Origin of the sequence: Paenibacillus algorifonticola, from assembly GCF_050481745.1 — a bacterium.
GTDB lineage: Bacteria > Bacillota > Bacilli > Paenibacillales > Paenibacillaceae > Pristimantibacillus > Pristimantibacillus algorifonticola_A.
In genome coordinates this window covers 21,703-37,533 of the sequence record NZ_JBCNGR010000016.1, presented here as the reverse complement: position 1 = coordinate 37,533, position 15,831 = coordinate 21,703, and the positions used below count along the sequence as shown (strand labels likewise).

The 15,831-nt window shown below is 46.4% G+C and carries 12 protein-coding genes; 7 read left to right on the top strand and 5 right to left on the bottom strand.

Features of this window, described 5'->3' with window-relative positions; genetic code table 11:
• Positions 1-4 precede the first annotated feature (4 nt).
• The 6 genes from ABEW34_RS15380 (at position 5) to ABEW34_RS15355 (ending at position 5,928) form a co-directional block, all read left to right on the top strand.
• Positions 5-598, top strand: coding sequence for an HAD-IB family phosphatase (locus ABEW34_RS15380; protein WP_430160076.1), 594 nt, complete (start codon positions 5-7; stop codon positions 596-598).
• The gene (locus ABEW34_RS15375; protein ID WP_430160075.1) at positions 571-1,215 is read left to right on the top strand and encodes an NTP transferase domain-containing protein; all 645 of its coding nucleotides are present in this window, start codon (positions 571-573) and stop codon (positions 1,213-1,215) included. The genes ABEW34_RS15380 and ABEW34_RS15375 overlap by 28 nt, the downstream gene beginning before the upstream one ends.
• Before the next feature lie 15 nt (positions 1,216-1,230).
• Positions 1,231-1,866, top strand: coding sequence for a class I SAM-dependent methyltransferase (locus tag ABEW34_RS15370; protein ID WP_430160074.1), 636 nt, complete (start codon positions 1,231-1,233; stop codon positions 1,864-1,866).
• A 105-nt stretch (positions 1,867-1,971) separates the two neighbouring features.
• Positions 1,972-4,215, top strand: coding sequence for an O-antigen ligase family protein (locus ABEW34_RS15365; protein ID WP_430160073.1), 2,244 nt, complete (start codon positions 1,972-1,974; stop codon positions 4,213-4,215).
• A 198-nt stretch (positions 4,216-4,413) separates the two neighbouring features.
• Positions 4,414-5,454 carry a M23 family metallopeptidase gene (locus ABEW34_RS15360; RefSeq protein WP_430160072.1) on the top strand — a complete coding sequence of 347 codons (1,041 nt, stop codon included), beginning with the start codon at positions 4,414-4,416 and terminating at the stop codon, positions 5,452-5,454.
• Between the two features lie 24 nt (positions 5,455-5,478).
• Complete coding sequence (locus tag ABEW34_RS15355; RefSeq protein WP_430160071.1) at positions 5,479-5,928, top strand: bactofilin family protein; 450 nt, start codon at positions 5,479-5,481, stop codon at positions 5,926-5,928.
• Positions 5,929-6,251: 323 nt separating this feature from the next.
• On the opposite strand, the gene ABEW34_RS15350 is transcribed toward ABEW34_RS15355, so the two are convergent.
• The 4 genes from ABEW34_RS15350 to ABEW34_RS15335 form a co-directional block, all read right to left on the bottom strand.
• Positions 6,252-7,055, bottom strand: a complete 804-nt coding sequence (locus ABEW34_RS15350; RefSeq protein ID WP_430160070.1) for an ABC transporter permease — start codon at positions 7,053-7,055, stop codon at positions 6,252-6,254.
• Entirely contained in the window at positions 7,048-7,950 is a 903-nt protein-coding gene (locus ABEW34_RS15345) for an ABC transporter ATP-binding protein (protein WP_430160216.1), read from the bottom strand. Before ABEW34_RS15345 ends, ABEW34_RS15350 begins: the two co-directional genes overlap by 8 nt.
• 659 nt (positions 7,951-8,609) lie before the next feature.
• A complete protein-coding gene (locus tag ABEW34_RS15340) occupies positions 8,610-9,560 on the bottom strand; it encodes an LCP family protein (protein ID WP_430160069.1) in 951 nt (316 codons plus the stop codon).
• 13 nt (positions 9,561-9,573) lie between these two features.
• Entirely contained in the window at positions 9,574-10,005 is a 432-nt protein-coding gene (locus tag ABEW34_RS15335) for a PilZ domain-containing protein (protein WP_430160068.1), read from the bottom strand.
• A gap of 390 nt (positions 10,006-10,395) precedes the next feature.
• Between ABEW34_RS15335 and ABEW34_RS15330 the strand changes: the two genes are divergently transcribed.
• Complete coding sequence (locus ABEW34_RS15330) at positions 10,396-10,764, top strand: helix-turn-helix domain-containing protein (protein ID WP_046228883.1); 369 nt, start codon at positions 10,396-10,398, stop codon at positions 10,762-10,764.
• A 445-nt stretch (positions 10,765-11,209) separates the two neighbouring features.
• On the opposite strand, the gene gltB is transcribed toward ABEW34_RS15330, so the two are convergent.
• Entirely contained in the window at positions 11,210-15,811 is a 4,602-nt protein-coding gene (gene gltB / locus ABEW34_RS15325) for a glutamate synthase large subunit (protein WP_430160067.1), read from the bottom strand.
• Positions 15,812-15,831 lie beyond the last annotated feature (20 nt).

Below are 15,831 nucleotides of genomic sequence, written 5' to 3'. Positions count from 1 at the left end.
TTTTATGAACTGGAAATTCTTATTTGATTTGGACGGTACAATTACGCAAAAAGAGTTGCTCCCGGAAATCGCTAAGGAAGTAGGCATATTTGAGGAAGTAAATGAGCTCACTTACAAAACAATAAACGGGATGATACCGTTCCATATTAGTTTTCAACAACGAGTTGAGTTATTCAAAAATATAAAAATTTCAAAGGTCAGAGAAATTGTTGACTCTATTCCTTTAAATCCTCAAATTCTTGCATTTATACAAGAGTATAAGGAACAATGTTTTATCGTAACTGGAAATCTGGATGTTTGGGTCAAGCCACTTTGTGATCGTATTGGGGTTAAAAGTTATACTTCGATTGCAATCAGCAAAGATGACTTCGTTATCGGAATAGAATCCATATTGGACAAAGAAACGGTAGCTTTGCATGTTCCTAAGCCCTTCGTAGCCATTGGCGAAGGAAACAATGATGCCGGAATGATAAAAAATGCAACGATTGGAATCGGTTATGGCGGTGTGCATGCGCCTGCTGATTCCGTACTTGCCTGTGCAACACATGCTATTTACGATGAGGTGAAATTATGTCAGTTTCTAAAACAATTGTTATAAGCTGTGCCGGAGTTGGCTCTCGTCTTGGCATGGGTACTACGAAAGCACTGGTGAAAATATTAGATAAACCGATTATTCAGTGGCAATTAGATTTGTTAAAAGATTTTAAAGATATACGAATCGTAGTTGGTTTTCAAGCCAAGCAAGTGATAGAAACGGTATTAAAAATCCGAAAAGATGTTACCTTCATCTTCAATCACAACTACACTAATACAGGTACAGGAGCAAGCCTATCCCTTGGTGCCCAATATTCAAATGGAATGGTTGTTTCTTTGGATGGTGATTTGCTTGTACATCCCGAGGATCTTTTAAAATTTCTATCTATCAATGAAGAGTGCTTGGGCTACTGCATCCCATCCACAGAGGAGCCTGTATATGTGGAGCTAGATGAATTCGACAATGATAAGAAAGTCACATCATTTTCCCGAAAAAATGGCACCTTTGAATGGACTGGCTTACTGCAGCTTAATCATGAAAATGTAACTGCAACTAAGGGTCATGTATTCGAGATGGTAAATAATCTTCTGCCCATCAAGGGGGTTTTCGTTAGGTCCATTGAAATAGATACCCCCTCTGACTATGAGTCTGCTGTCAAATGGGTAAAAGAAAATTATTAATGGGGTGCCTTTCGAATGAATCAAAAGATAATCGATGATTTTTGGGAATCAAGAGCTAAAATAGAGGACCCTAGAGTAGCCACACATTTTACAAAAGATGATCAAATGCTTGAATATGACTATCAATTCATTATTAAACAAGTTCCAGCTCAGTCAAAAATACTGGATCTAGGCTGTGGCACATGTACGCTAACCAACCTATTGGCTGATCACGCTTCTTTTATTAGAGGGGTAGAGAAGCATGAGGAATTACTGCGTTTCCGCTCGGATAAACCCAATTTAGAAACAGTTGTTTCTGACGTTACTAATTATAATGATGATATTAAATATGATGCCATTCTTCTATTTGGAGTATTACAATACGTTGTTGATGATGAACTAGTAAGTAAAATATATAAAAACTGTGCAATGATGTTGAAGCCTAACGGCAAGTTAATTGTTAAACATCAATCGGGCGTTAACGAGGACGTCATTATAAATAAATATTCAAGTGAGATTGGTCATGATTATTTTTCTATCTATAGGCATCAAAAGAAAGAGCTTCTTTTACTGTCAGAATACTTTAGTGTCGAAACCGTAGACATTTATCCCTCGGAAATGAACCGTTGGAATAACACTCACTTCTATTCCTATATAGCTACTTTAAAATAACTAGCTTATAGACTATTAAAATGTGGTTATTATGGAATCAGCCCCCATCATTTGTTAAAATAGTACTATGAAGAAATCTACTACGCATACAAGGAGTACATATTAATGAGTGCAAGGAAAAAAGCAACACAAAATACAGCGGAATTGTCTAAAGAGCAACCGCTGTTGCAAGGGTTACTGACGCTTGGCTTGGCTTTGTTCGTCCTTATTTTCCCATACGAGCGCGGATTGTTCAATGGCTATGAATATGGCTTTGAGTCTCCCATTTACAGCGCGGCCATCTATGGCTACATTCTACTCGCCGCAACCGCCCTGTACGCTTATCTTACGGACTGGAAACTGAACAACCATCGCAGCGTGCTGTCGATTGCTGTTTTGCTGCTGCCGACCATCTATTGGCTCTCTTCGATGCAGGCCGTCTCCAGCTATTATGCCAAATTTATGACGTTTGTCTTTTTCCTGCTCGCTGCCCTGTTTCTGACCAGTCTATATGCCGCTGGAAAAGTACAGATGCGAAAATGGCTGGAATATGGCGTTGTGCTCTCTGCCTATTTAATCGTATTTTTCGGCCTGCTGAACTTGTTCGGCCAGCAATATTACAAGGATGCAATGTGGCTCGCCCACGATGGCTACCGGCTTAGCTCAGTCTTTCAATATTCCAATACATACGCCGGCTTCCTAATTGCCATCTTTCTGATCGCCGCTTATTATGCAGCAACCTGTGAGCGCTGGTATATGCGCCTAGCTAATTCTATTATGCTCGTACCAATTTTAATTTCTTTTTTTCTCGCTTATTCGCGGGGCGCCCTCGTTATTATTCCAGTGATGCTTATTGTACTTCTGCCTTTCCTGAAGCTGGCAAGACAATTTGCCTATGTCGTCTATGCTGGTCTATCCGCTTTACTGACGCTCGTTATTTTGGGCAAAATCACGGCTAATACAGAAGCGATTTCCGCGATTGTCCAGCCGACCGAAACAAAAGTGGCGACGACGATTTCGATGTTCGACAAGCTGCCGCTGCAAAGCTGGGCATTGCTTGCTGGATCAGCCCTTGTTAATGCAGGACTGATCATGCTAATTCACAAGAAGCTGTTCCCGTGGATCGATAATAAAAGTGCACGTCTTGCGCAGCGCAAATGGGCGTTTGCTGCTTTTCCCGCTGCTATTGTCGTTGTTGGACTATTAGCAGCCGTATTACTTATTACAAGCGACGGCATCCGCGATCTGCTGCCTGAGAAAATGGCTTCCCGATTCGAAAACATCAACTTGCAGCAGCACAGCGTTCTCGAACGCTGGACCTTCTATGAGGATGGCCTTAAGGTTGCCAAAGACTATCCGCTGCTCGGAGCTGGGGGAGGCAGCTGGCAGGCTCTATATGAGCAATACCAAAACAATCCTTATTGGAGCAGACAGGCGCACAGCTTCTTCATTCAAACGCTAGTTGAGGTAGGCTGGATTGGATTTGCTGCACTGATTGGACTGCTCGTGTACATCTATTACTTGTATATTCGCTCGTACATTCGTTATCCTGAACGTCGGGGCAGCCACTTGATCTTTTTTATTTTGGCAACGACGCTGCTGCTGCATAGCGCCATCGATTTTGATATGAGCTACGTCTATTTGAGCGCTTTGCTGTTCATTAGCTTAGGCGCTATGATTGCGCCATATGGCAAATCGCTAGTGTTTAAACAAGGAGCAGAAAAATCTGTACAGCGCAGCGCTGTAAAATGGATCTATCCATCTGCCATCGGCGTGCTCGCAATTGTCCTGCTAGTCGGCTCCGCACGCGCGAACGGCGCAAACAGCACGTTTCAGGATGCGTATAATACGGCTGCCGCTGGGAGGGCACAGCTCAACCAACTGCTGCCTTCACTCAATAAGGCCATTAAGATTTCTCCTGATCAATCTGTGTTTAACCTGACTAAATATGAATGGCTGATGCAAGCCTATGAGCAGACGCAAAATGCTTCCATGAAAGAAGAAGCGCAGCAGACGCTTGCAAGCGGCAAAGCCAATGATCCTTACAACCGTTCGTTCATTATGGCCCAATATCAAAATGACAAAAAGGACGGCAAAACAACAGAGATGCTCCAAGTATTGGAAGAAGGCATTAGCAAATTCCGTTGGGATATCGAGTTTTATGATCACGCGATAGTTGAGTATGTCGCGGCAATGAGCAGTGATGCCGGAAATGCAGAGAGCTACCGCGAGCGTGTGCTGGAGCTTAAAGCGGAAGTGGAGCGGCGTATCGCCCAGCTTGCGACATTGCCTCCAGAACAATCGCAGGGACGCGACTTCAGCTTCACTACTGCGATGCAGCAAGCACTAGCATCTATTGAGACCAAATAAGCAATTGGCACACGAATAAGCGCCTTTCTGGCCTCGTCTGTAAACGGTTGAATCTATGCATGCTTTACGCATAAACCCGTTTTAGGGCGTTCCCTGGGAGGCGCTTTTCCTATTTTTCTGACATGTTTCCCGCCGCGGCAGAATAAATTGCATTAGAACGTTCTAAATTCTCATACCGGCCGGAAGGAGAAACCTCTATTGAATCGATCTTCTAATTCAAAGTGGTCGTTTGTAGTCATGCGCGGCGCCGACAAAACCGTCAAGCAGTTTCATGTCTCAAAGCGATCCGTCATTGCAGCCCCTGCCGCAGCTGCACTTGCCGTGTCGGGCTGTTTTGCCGCCCTCCAGCTCAAATCGGTACTCGAGCTGCATGAGCTTGAGGCGCAGCTGCAGGAGCAGGCGACACAGCAGGATGAACAATTGCAGCAGTATCAGCATACCGTCGCCAATAAGGATGAGACGATCCTCGCCCTGCAGCAGCAGCTGGCGAGCCTTGCTCAGCAAACCGAGGACATGCAGACGCGTGTAGATGAGCTGCTCGCACTGGAAAACAAGCTCAAACAGTTTATCGACAAATATGGCAGCTCTGACTCTGGGATAGACACGAGCAGCCACAAGCCTCAGCAACAAACTGAACAGTTGTACAAGCGCGAGCAGGCTTTGGCACAGCAAGCCGGTTATGATGCGAGCGATTCCTTGCAAACGAGCGGGATGTCCTTTCGAGCTTTGGCTTCCTCTACCTCATTTGACGTTCACTCGTTAAGCGCAATGATCGACTCTTTGGAGGAAACGATGGCGCAGACGCTGCGGCAAGCACAGATAAGAAGGCAGCAGGTTGATTCCTATCCATCAGGCTGGCCTACCTATTCGAAGAAGCTCACATCCAGCTTCGGCTACCGCAAAGATCCTTTTACAGGGAAAGCTGTCTTTCATGCTGGCATTGATATTGGCGGTAAAGCAGGCGACCCAGTTTTCAGCGCAGCGGATGGAACGATTAAGGAAGTCGGTACTGGAGGCTCTGAGGGCAACTATATCATTATTGACCATCATAACGGGCTGAACAGCGTCTATATGCATATGCAAAGCATAGAAGCCAAGGAAGGAGAACAGGTCGTGCGGGGCGAGAAAATCGGCCTGCTAGGCTCTACAGGCAGAAGCACGGGGCCTCATCTTCATTTTCAAATTATGCAAGGCGACGAGGCTGTCAATCCTTTGCCCTACTTGCTTCAACCATCCTAAGCTGTGAAACAAGGAGGTTTTTCTATGTCTATCTTTAAGGAAAACAAACGAATATCCCCCACGGATACACTGATCGGGCAGGGTACCCATGCAGAAGGTAAGCTCATATGTGAAGCGGGCCTGCGTATTGAAGGCGAATATCGTGGAGACATTGAATGTGTTGGAGATGTCATCATTGGTGAATCTGGGGTAGCTCGTTCAAATATAACGGCGAAGGATTTGACTGTAGCAGGCAAACTATTCGGAGATATTACGACGAAGGGCCGGCTCACGATTACTGCAACCGGGCAAATCACAGGAAACATTAATGCCCATTCCTTAATTATTCAAGATGGCGGAAGCTTTAATGGCAGCTGCCATATGGAACGGGCTCAGGCCCCGCTCACACGCCCGCTTTCGGAAACAGACAGCGCAGGCAAAGATAATGCTGCTAAGGACGGCAGCAATCGGGATAAGGCCCGTCAGGCCGTCTAGCAAGCGTCCAGCGTGTGCCAATGAACCGCATTATAAGCTTAATAAGAGCAGCTTGAAGCAATCAGCTGAAAACACATAGAACAACCAAACGGATTGGATTAGGGGAAGCAGCCTGCTAGCAGCATTTGGGAACATCCTGTGCAAAAAAGCTTCACTTATTTTTGAACATACGAAAACAGGGCAGGCGAGTTATCGCCTGCCTTGTACTCTTTCATTTATCCAGCTTATCCGCCCTATTCAGAAGTCTGGCTGGCAAGGCTTCTTTTTTTCTGCGAACTCAGTCAGGGCGAGCTCCCAGCTCCCATCATGCTTATGAGGCTTCACTACGCGCCAACGTCACGCTTAGAGAATACAAACCAGGTGAGCGCTGCAAATAGCGCATAATAGACGGCAAGCACGCTTATCGCGAAGCCGAGCGTCCGGTCGCCAACGTTTCCGGTCAAATAAGGCACCAAATCCAATTGGACGAAAAACAAGTAGTCCACCCATTTATAATTCATCAGCCCGATAAATGGACCGATGGAAATGGAGGAAAATACGAGAAAAATGGAAAGCCCGATAGCTAGCCCGCCGCTCCGGAATACCGTTGACAGCATAAACGCTATCATCGAGGTCACAAGCAGGGCAATAAAGCGCATCAAATAATATTTCATATTATATACTGCCGCCGAGCCTTCAAATTGGCCATCATCAACGAAAAAACCGTGAATTTCTGCCGCCGTTACATTCGTATGGTCAAAAAATAAAAAATTGAACGCAATAGTAAAGGCATAAAGCAGCACAACCTGTAACAGCGCGAACAGCACGACTGAAATATATTTGGACAATAAAATTTTCCATCTCATCCACGGGCGAATAAGCAGCAGCTTGATCGTTCCGCTCGTGAACTCCTCAGCAACGCTCCCCGCCGCAACGACGGATGTGAACATGGCAATAAGCAAATAACCTACAGCTGATTCATATTTTACAAGTGTCCACATCGATATCGCACTGTCTTTGGACATAAAATAAACGGGTACGGTCATAAATACAACCAATGCCAGCAGCAGGCCCGTCATAATCCAAGTTCTTGTACGGAGGTATATTTTCATATTTTCATTCAATAGCAGCTTGCTGAAGTTATGCAATATGACCGCCCCCCGTCTTCTCGAGGAACCGATCCTCTAAAGATTGATGCTGTGCCTGAATGCCGTATACTTTAATGCCCGCCGCTACAAGCTTTGCATTAAAGATAGCGACCGCTTCTTTATCCGCTCCAATGGCAATGGCTTGGCCAGCCCGTTCCCCTGCTATTCCCTCATCTGCCGCAACAGCCAGCGCCGACTCTAAATCGTCCACATCAAAAACAACCCGCTGCGTTGCCGTCTGTTCCGGCTCCCTATTCTTCTCGACCTGGACGACCTCCACTAGCTTGCCCTGCTGGATAATGGCTACCCGGTCGCACATCAGCTCCATCTCGGCAAGCAAATGGCTGGAGACAAATATGGCCAGTCCCTCCTGCTTGGCCAGCCTTTGCAAATAATCCCGCAGCTCGCGGATGCCCATGGGATCAAGTCCGTTCGTCGGCTCATCCAGAATGAGCAGCTTTGGACGATGCAAAATCGCCTGTGCTACACCAAGCCGCTGCCGCATCCCAAGCGAATAGGTATTCACTTTATCATGAATGCGTGAGCCAAGCCCGACAAGCTCCGTCACCTCCTGAATACGTGAATGCTCAACACCTGGAACCATTCGGGCAAAATGAACCAAATTTTGATAACCGGTCATATATTTGTACATCTCGGGATTTTCGACAATGGCACCAACATGGCGAATCGCTTTCTCAAATTGCTTTGAGATGCTGTGACCATCAATTTTGATCTCGCCTTCCGTTATTGAAATGAGGCCGACCATCATTCGAATCATTGTCGTTTTGCCTGCGCCATTCGGGCCGAGGAAGCCGAATACTTCACCAGCCGGCAAGTCAAGGCTGAGATGATCAACGATCGTCCGTTTGCCGATGCGCTTCGTTACATTTAGCATTTGTACGATTGGCTGCTCCAATTTTTATTTCCTCCTTCTCCAATTAACCGCATGTCCTGTCACATTTCAATTAGCAATCTAATAATGATCTAACATTATTCTAACTACAACTAACCTTACCTAGTATAATCGAATAAGGAAACGATTGGAATATGTACACGAATCTTAGAAAAAGCCTCCTGCTACACAACTTCTGTAGTCAGGAGGCTTTGGGATTCAGGATAAAAGCTCGTTTGATAGGGATCAAAATCAGATTTAGCAGTTAACGGGATGACTCCGCCTGTTGCGCCTTGCATTTGTGCCTCCAACTTGTTAGCATGGCCAGCTTGGGCCTGAGCACAGGCTCTACAACAACCTAGCCGATTTACTACACGGAAAAATCCGGTTCGGAACAACACATTCGCTTGCCCAGTAGGTATCATGTTTTGGCATCCGACGCAATAGAACTGCTCCTGAGGCTGAATCACCTAATCACTCCTTGTATACTTAATGTATCATAATGTATGTAAAATGTTACGTAATGTATCTGTTTGTTTATATTTTATGGTATTTAGCGAATAATGTCAACAGAAAACTCAAATTTTGTCGCCTTACAGAAACATCGAACCCTGACAACGATTTGTCAGGGTCCTTATCCTTTTTTTATAGGAGCTAAAGCTTTAAACCGCATCCGTTTCTATGCTCATTTGTTTTTTCAAAAGCTCGTGAATTCGATCCCGCTCCTGATCACCGACGATGTAATACCATACTTTATCAATCATCGTTCCGCTGCCGCTTATTTCAATGCTGTCCACCTTTTCGATCCCGGTCCCATATTCTTTAAAAAAGGTTTTCATCTCATCAAAAGATATATTTGTTCTTACATTGTCACCCATCTCCACAAGCAGATTGCTTATTTGCGTAGCTCCATATAAGGTAAACACATTGGAAATGAGCTGCTTTAGGACGGCGCGCTGCCGGTCATTTCTGCCCCTGTCCCCCTTCGGGTCCTCATATCTCATGCGGGAATAAAGCAGCGCCTGCTCTCCATTCAACTGAATAGGCCCTTGCTCAAACGTATAACCACTGAAATCAAAAGCATAAGGATTGTTGACGGTTACTCCGCCAAGCTCGTCTATGATTTTTGAGAAACCTTCCATATTGACCCGAATATAATAATCAATCGGATAATCAAGAAAATGCTCTACCGTCTGCTTTGACATTTCTACACCGCCAAAAGCGTAGGCATGGTTTATTTTATCCGTCGTGCCATGTCCAATAATAGCCGTTCTCGTATCCCGCGGAATGTTGAACATAAAGATCGAATGCTTGAGCGGATTCACCCCCATGACAATCATGGTGTCTGAACGCCCGCGATCATTCGTTCGTTCATCTACTCCCATTACTAATACGGTGAACGGCTTCTCCGCAGTTATTGCTTCTTCTATGCCGGATATTTGCAGCTCCGAATCTGAGCTGACGTATGGTGTAGAAATGATGGGCTCGAACATATCAGCAGCCGTTTTTTTAAATTTTCCATATAGATACCAGCTGTATAGCGCCGTTCCCAAGCCAGCGACCAGACATACGGTGCTGACGATAATAAGCGAGCGTTTCACCCAACGTTTCACCCGAAGAGCCTCCTCATTTGACAAAAGTGCTTCTTGCGTTCAAACTGCGATATAGCTGATGGATTTTCCGCTGCTGCGGCTGTTGGGCGAGTAATTCTTCGTTTAATAGGCGGGTAATAATGGATTTGATAAGCAGTGGGGGCTGGAAATGCATACCGTACTCGAAAACATTATCCGTTCGTTTACGCCAAACAACATTTCCCTGAAGCCGGATGTTTTTGCCTGAAAGCTTCATGCGGACTTCTACCATGTACATCCGATGTACGGGGAGCCTTAAGGAAGACCAAAAGCATAAACCCTCCTGGCTTACATTCAGCACTAGTACCGTTCCGGTAGATGGACTCATTAATTGGCCATGCCGATTGAGCAGCCTCAATCCTGCTTTAATGCCTGGCCTCAGCTTTAAACGGACCTTACTGCGTGAGTTTTCCTCTTTACCGTCCATTTGTTTCTCCTTATAGGTATAAAGTGATAATGACTTGGAAATAATTTGATACGTTATGTATCAAGCTTTTCCTTCACTTTAAGATACAAAATGTATCATGTCAAGCAAAAAAAACGTCTAACAATATTTTTTGCGACATTTCGTTGCAACAAATGCAAATCTAACGTTTCCGTATTAATATAGGTGTAGCAGTTATAATCCAATAAGTGTGTATACAAACTAGGTTTTGCATAGCAAAACCTGCCGTTTATATGTTGTAAGCAAGTTTATGCTTACGAAGATGGTTTGCTTAGCAAACCTAAGACTATGCTTACGATGCTAGTTTGCTTCGCAAACGAAAGTTAATGCTTACGAAGATGGTTTGCTTAGCAAACCTTTAGGAGGGGTCATATGAACATAGGCAGCAGAATTGCTCAATTGAGAGATGACAGACACTGGACACAAGAGCAAACCGCAGCAAAGCTAGGCATTTCACGTGCTGCTTTATCTCATTACGAGAAAAATCGCCGGGAACCGGATTCCGAGACATTGAAAAAATTTGCCGATCTATACCAAGTATCCGTTGATTTTCTGGTTGGACGCACCCTTCATCCGCAAACGGTACTTAGTGACGATGTTCGCAATTTTGCCGAGCATTTGGAATTATCCGATGATGAAATATTGGAGAAGTTTAATTTGAGTATTGATGGGCGTAAGTTGACGGTGGAAGAAACGAAACGGTTTATTGCTTTTGTACGAGCGGAGAGAATGATGAATTAGACTATTTATTGGGATGGTGAATTCACTATCGGTGGCCACTTCTCTGGAGGAATTCCCATTTGCCTAAGTATATCCTTTACATCTAGTTCAATACGGCCTGAATTTTTCTCTGCCATCTTCGTATCCGACTCCTGCCTTATGTATAGTTTGAACAATACTGTTATTATACCCAATACCTTACTGGGAATTTGTCGTAAGGTGGGAGCACGATTGTTCTTTTTTTGTTGTTTTTTTGTCGAATTACGTAGATTTAAGGTAAATATTTTGTGATTTTTGAAATACTTCTCATTTTTCCTAAATTAGTGAACAGTGCTTGTACGGAAAAACATAGATTAAAACCTACCCAGATAAGCACTTTCTAGTAGTGGTGCAGCATAAAAAAGCAACGAAAAACGGCTTTCCTTATCGGAGAGCCGTTTTTCGTTTATCTATTAAACAACATGGATCAGCCGCCTGTACGGGCAAGCTCTTTCATGCTGGCTTCAAATGCTGACAGCAGCGCTGCATCTTCCTTCAAGCCGGAATCTTCAGCTTTGCGGATATACTCCAGCATTTTCTTGTAATCTTTCGGAATGACTTTTACGAATTTCTCAAGCGACAGATTCCAGTCATTCAATACACGACCGCCAATGGCGCTATCTGTATAGGTAACATGGCGTTCAATCAGGCCGCGCAATTCAGCAATATCCGCTTCCTCTTCAAGACGCTCCAGCAATACCATTTCGATATTGCAATGCTTATAGAAGTCGCCTTGCTCGTCATAGATGTAAGCAACACCGCCGGACATCCCAGCTGCAAAGTTACGGCCAGTCTGACCAAGAATGACGACTCTGCCGCCCGTCATATATTCGCAGCCATGGTCGCCTACGCCTTCAACAACAACGCTCACTCCGCTGTTGCGAACCGCGAAACGCTCCCCAGCAATACCACGAATATAAGCTTCGCCGCTTGTTGCTCCGTATAGTGCCGTGTTGCCGATAATGACATTTTCCTCAGCGGCAAAGGTTGCTTTCGATGAAGGAGCAACAATGACCTTGCCCCCGGAAAGTCCTTTACCTACATAGTCATTCGAATCGCCTTCCAGCGATAGCGTAATGCCTTGAGGAACGAAAGCGCCAAAGCTTTGGCCTGCTGAACCAACGAAGTGGAAGGAAATCGTATCCTCTGGCAAGCCCTTCGCGCCATAACGACGAGTTACTTCACTGCCGAGCACGGTTCCAACAACACGATTCGTATTCAAAATTGGGAATGTACCGCGTACTTGCTCCCCATTTTCCAAAGCAGCTTTCGCAGCTGGTACCAGTTCCTTAATATCAAGCGACAAATCCAAACCGTGGTTTTGCTCTTGTGCACAGTAACGAATAGCATCCTGAGATACTTCCGGTTGATACAACAGCGGCGTCAGGTCAAGACCTTTCGCTTTGTAATGATCAGCCAGATGCTTCGCTTCAAGAATATCTACGCGGCCAACCATCTCCTGAATCGTACGGAAACCAAGCTCAGCCATAATTTCGCGCAGCTCTTCACCAACGAAACGCAAGTAGTTGACCACATGGCTTGGATCGCCCATAAATTTCGCGCGCAGCTCCGGATTTTGCGTAGCTACGCCGACCGGACACGTATCCAGCTGGCAAACGCGCATCATCACGCAGCCAAGCACAACAAGTGGTGCTGTCGAGAAGCCATATTCTTCAGCGCCGAGCAAAACAGCGATCGCAACATCGCGTCCGTTCATCATTTTGCCATCTGTTTCAAGCGTAACGCGATCACGCAGCTTGTTGATCATCAGCGTCTGGTGCGTCTCAGCCAAACCAAGCTCCCACGGCAGTCCGGCATGACGAATCGAGTTCATCGGAGATGCGCCCGTTCCTCCATCATAACCGCTGACCATAATAATGTCGGCACGGCCTTTGGCAACACCTGCTGCAATCGTGCCCACGCCAACCTCGGATACGAGTTTTACGTTAATGCGCGCACGCGGGTTAGCATTTTTCAAGTCATGAACAAGCTCGGCCAAATCCTCGATGGAATAAATATCATGATGCGGTGGAGGCGAGATCAAGCCTACGCCCGGCGTGGAGCCCCGAACCTCAGCAACCCAAGGGTATACTTTCCGTCCTGGCAGCTGTCCGCCTTCTCCTGGCTTCGCGCCTTGCGCCATCTTGATTTGAATTTCATCCGCATTGACCAAATAGTTGCTCGTTACGCCGAAGCGTCCCGATGCCACCTGCTTGATTGCACTGCGGCGGGAATCGCCGTTCTCATCCGGAATGAAGCGCGCTGGGTCCTCGCCGCCTTCTCCCGTATTCGAACGTCCGCCAAGGCGGTTCATCGCAATCGCTAGGCTTTCGTGCGCTTCCTTGCTGATCGAGCCGAAGGACATCGCGCCTGTCTTGAAGCGTTTCATAATCGATTCCAGCGGTTCAACCTCTTCGATAGGAATCGCCGTTCTACCATCCTTGAATCTTAGCAATGAACGAAGCATCATATGCTTCTTGTCCTCGCCTTGAACGAGATGGGAGAATTTTTTGTAAAGCTTATAATCATTGGAGCGCGCCGCCATCTGCAGAGTATGGATCGTCTGCGGACTAAACAGGTGGTCCTCGCCGTCTTTACGCCATTGGTATTCGCCGCCAGACTCTAGTTCCGTTACACGGCCTTCTTGGTCAGCGTAAGCCAAGTTATGATATTTAAGCGTTTCTTCTGCAATTACATCAAGTCCAATACCGCCGATACGCGAAGGTGTCCAAGTGAAATATTCATTAATGAGTTCCTCTTTCAAGCCAAGCGCCTCGAAAATTTGTGCGCCACGGTACGATTGAATCGTGGAAATACCCATTTTGGACAATACCTTCGTAACGCCTTTAGTAGCAGCTTTAATGAAGTTTTTGACCGCTTTCTCATGCGAAATATTTCGCAGCAAACCTTGGCGAATCATATCATCAAGCGTCTCAAATGCCAAATACGGGTTAACCGCACTCACGCCGTAGCCAAGCAGCAGCGCAAAGTGATGAACCTCGCGCGGATCGCCGGATTCAAGCAAAATGGCTACTTTAGTCCGCGTACCTTGACGAATCAAATGGTGATGCAATGCGGATACGGCAAGCAATGCCGGAATCGCTGCATTTTCCTTATCGATACCGCGGTCGGATAAAATAAGAATATTATGCCCTTTGTCGATAACGCGGTCTGCTGCTTCGCACATTTGCTTCAGTGCTGCGCGCAGCCCCTCTTCCCCTTCACTCGCCGTGAAGAAGATCGGCAGCGTAATCGACTTGAAGCCCGGACGGCGAACATGGCGAAGCTTCGCAAACTGCTCGTTGGAAAGGAGCGGTGTCTCCAGCTTAATGTGGCGCGCACTTTCCGGCTCCGGATTCAATAGATTGCGCTCAGGTCCGATTGTCGTACCTACTGCAGTAATGATCTCCTCACGAATCGAATCGATTGGCGGGTTCGTTACTTGCGCAAACAGCTGTTTGAAATAGTTGTACAAACGCTGAGGACGATCCGACAATACAGCAAGCGGAGCGTCATAGCCCATTGAAGCAATCGGCTCCATGCCGCTGCTTGCCATAGGCTCAAGCACTTTGCGCAAATCTTCAAACGTATAACCGAAAGATTGCTGGCGCTGCTGTACCGTCGCATGATCAAGCTCAGGCAATTCAGGCGCATCCGGCAAATCCTCAAGATCGATCAAATGCTCGTTCAGCCACTCGCGATAAGGATGCTCTGTCGCAATTTGCTTCTTCACTTCCTCATCGGAAATGATGCGGCCTTCCTTCGTATCGATCAGCAGCATCATGCCTGGACGCAGACGGTCTTTGTATAAAATGTCCTCTGGCGGAATGACAACCGTACCCGCCTCGGAGCCCAAAATAATATGGTCATCCTTCGTCACGTAATAACGAGCTGGACGCAAACCGTTGCGGTCCAGGAAAGCGCCGATCTGCACGCCGTCTGTAAAGGCCATTGCAGCCGGTCCATCCCAAGGCTCCATTAATGTGCTGTGGTATTCGTAGAAAGCTTTCTTGTCATCATCCATGCCTTCGTGGTTGGACCATGGTTCAGGAACCATCATCATCGCCGCATGCGGCAATGAACGGCCGGACAAGTATAGGAATTCCAGCGTATTGTCAAACATCGCTGTATCCGAGCCATCTGGATTAATAATCGGTTTAATTTTGTCCATATCACTGCCGAACAATTCCGTCTCGAACAGCGTTTGGCGCGCATGCATCCAGTTCACATTGCCTCGAAGCGTATTAATCTCACCGTTGTGAATTAAATAATGGAACGGATGGGCACGTTCCCAGCTCGGGAAAGTGTTCGTACTGAAACGGGAGTGGACAAGCGCCATCGCTGTAACGACGGACTCATCGTTAAGCTCCACATAGAAGGAGCCAACCTGTTCAGTCGTAAGCATGCCTTTGTATACGATTTTCTTCGTGGACAGGCTCGGGAAATAGAACATTTCTCCGCCTTCCTTGCCCGAGAAACGAATGGCGATTTCCGCCCGTTTGCGAATGACATACAGCTTGCGCTCGAATGCCAAGACGTCCTTCAAGCTTTCGTTCTTGCCAATAAATACTTGGCGGACAAAAGGCTTAACCGACTTAGCAGATTGACCGAGCTTTGCATCATTCGTCGGCACGGTACGCCAAGCGATGAGCGACTGGCCTTCTTCACGAATAATAGTTTCAAGATCGTTCTCCAGCGAACGGCGAACGTTCTCATCCTGCGGCAGAAACACCATACCTACGGCATATTCGCCTTCGCTTGGCAGCTCCACTTCCATACGCTTCAGCTCATTTGCAAAAAACGCATGTGGAATTTGAAGCATAATGCCTGCTCCATCTCCCGTGTTTGGTTCGCTGCCCTGACCGCCGCGATGCTCCATATTCTCCAGCAACGTCAGCGCCTGGCGAATAATCTTGTGCGACTTTCTTCCTTTGATGTTCGCCACGAATCCCATGCCGCATGCATCTTTCTCAAATTGAGGATCATACAGACCTTGTTTCGGCGGTAATCCAAAAATTTTCTCTTTCATTGTGTGCAACCTTTCTATCA

Excerpts from the sequence above, each read along its gene's own strand:
- ABEW34_RS15380 (WP_430160076.1), top strand. The coding sequence starts at position 5 with ATGAACTGGAAATTCTTATTTGATTTGGACGGTACAATTACGCAAAAA.
- ABEW34_RS15375 (WP_430160075.1), top strand. The coding sequence starts at position 571 with ATGTCAGTTTCTAAAACAATTGTTATAAGCTGTGCCGGAGTTGGCTCT.
- ABEW34_RS15370 (WP_430160074.1), top strand. The coding sequence starts at position 1,231 with ATGAATCAAAAGATAATCGATGATTTTTGGGAATCAAGAGCTAAAATA.
- ABEW34_RS15365 (WP_430160073.1), top strand. The coding sequence starts at position 1,972 with ATGAGTGCAAGGAAAAAAGCAACACAAAATACAGCGGAATTGTCTAAA.
- ABEW34_RS15355 (WP_430160071.1), top strand. The coding sequence starts at position 5,479 with ATGTCTATCTTTAAGGAAAACAAACGAATATCCCCCACGGATACACTG.
- ABEW34_RS15345 (WP_430160216.1), bottom strand. The coding sequence starts at position 7,950 with ATGCTAAATGTAACGAAGCGCATCGGCAAACGGACGATCGTTGATCAT.
- ABEW34_RS15335 (WP_430160068.1), bottom strand. The coding sequence starts at position 10,005 with ATGGACGGTAAAGAGGAAAACTCACGCAGTAAGGTCCGTTTAAAGCTG.
- ABEW34_RS15330 (WP_046228883.1), top strand. The coding sequence starts at position 10,396 with ATGAACATAGGCAGCAGAATTGCTCAATTGAGAGATGACAGACACTGG.
- gltB (WP_430160067.1), bottom strand. The coding sequence starts at position 15,811 with ATGAAAGAGAAAATTTTTGGATTACCGCCGAAACAAGGTCTGTATGAT.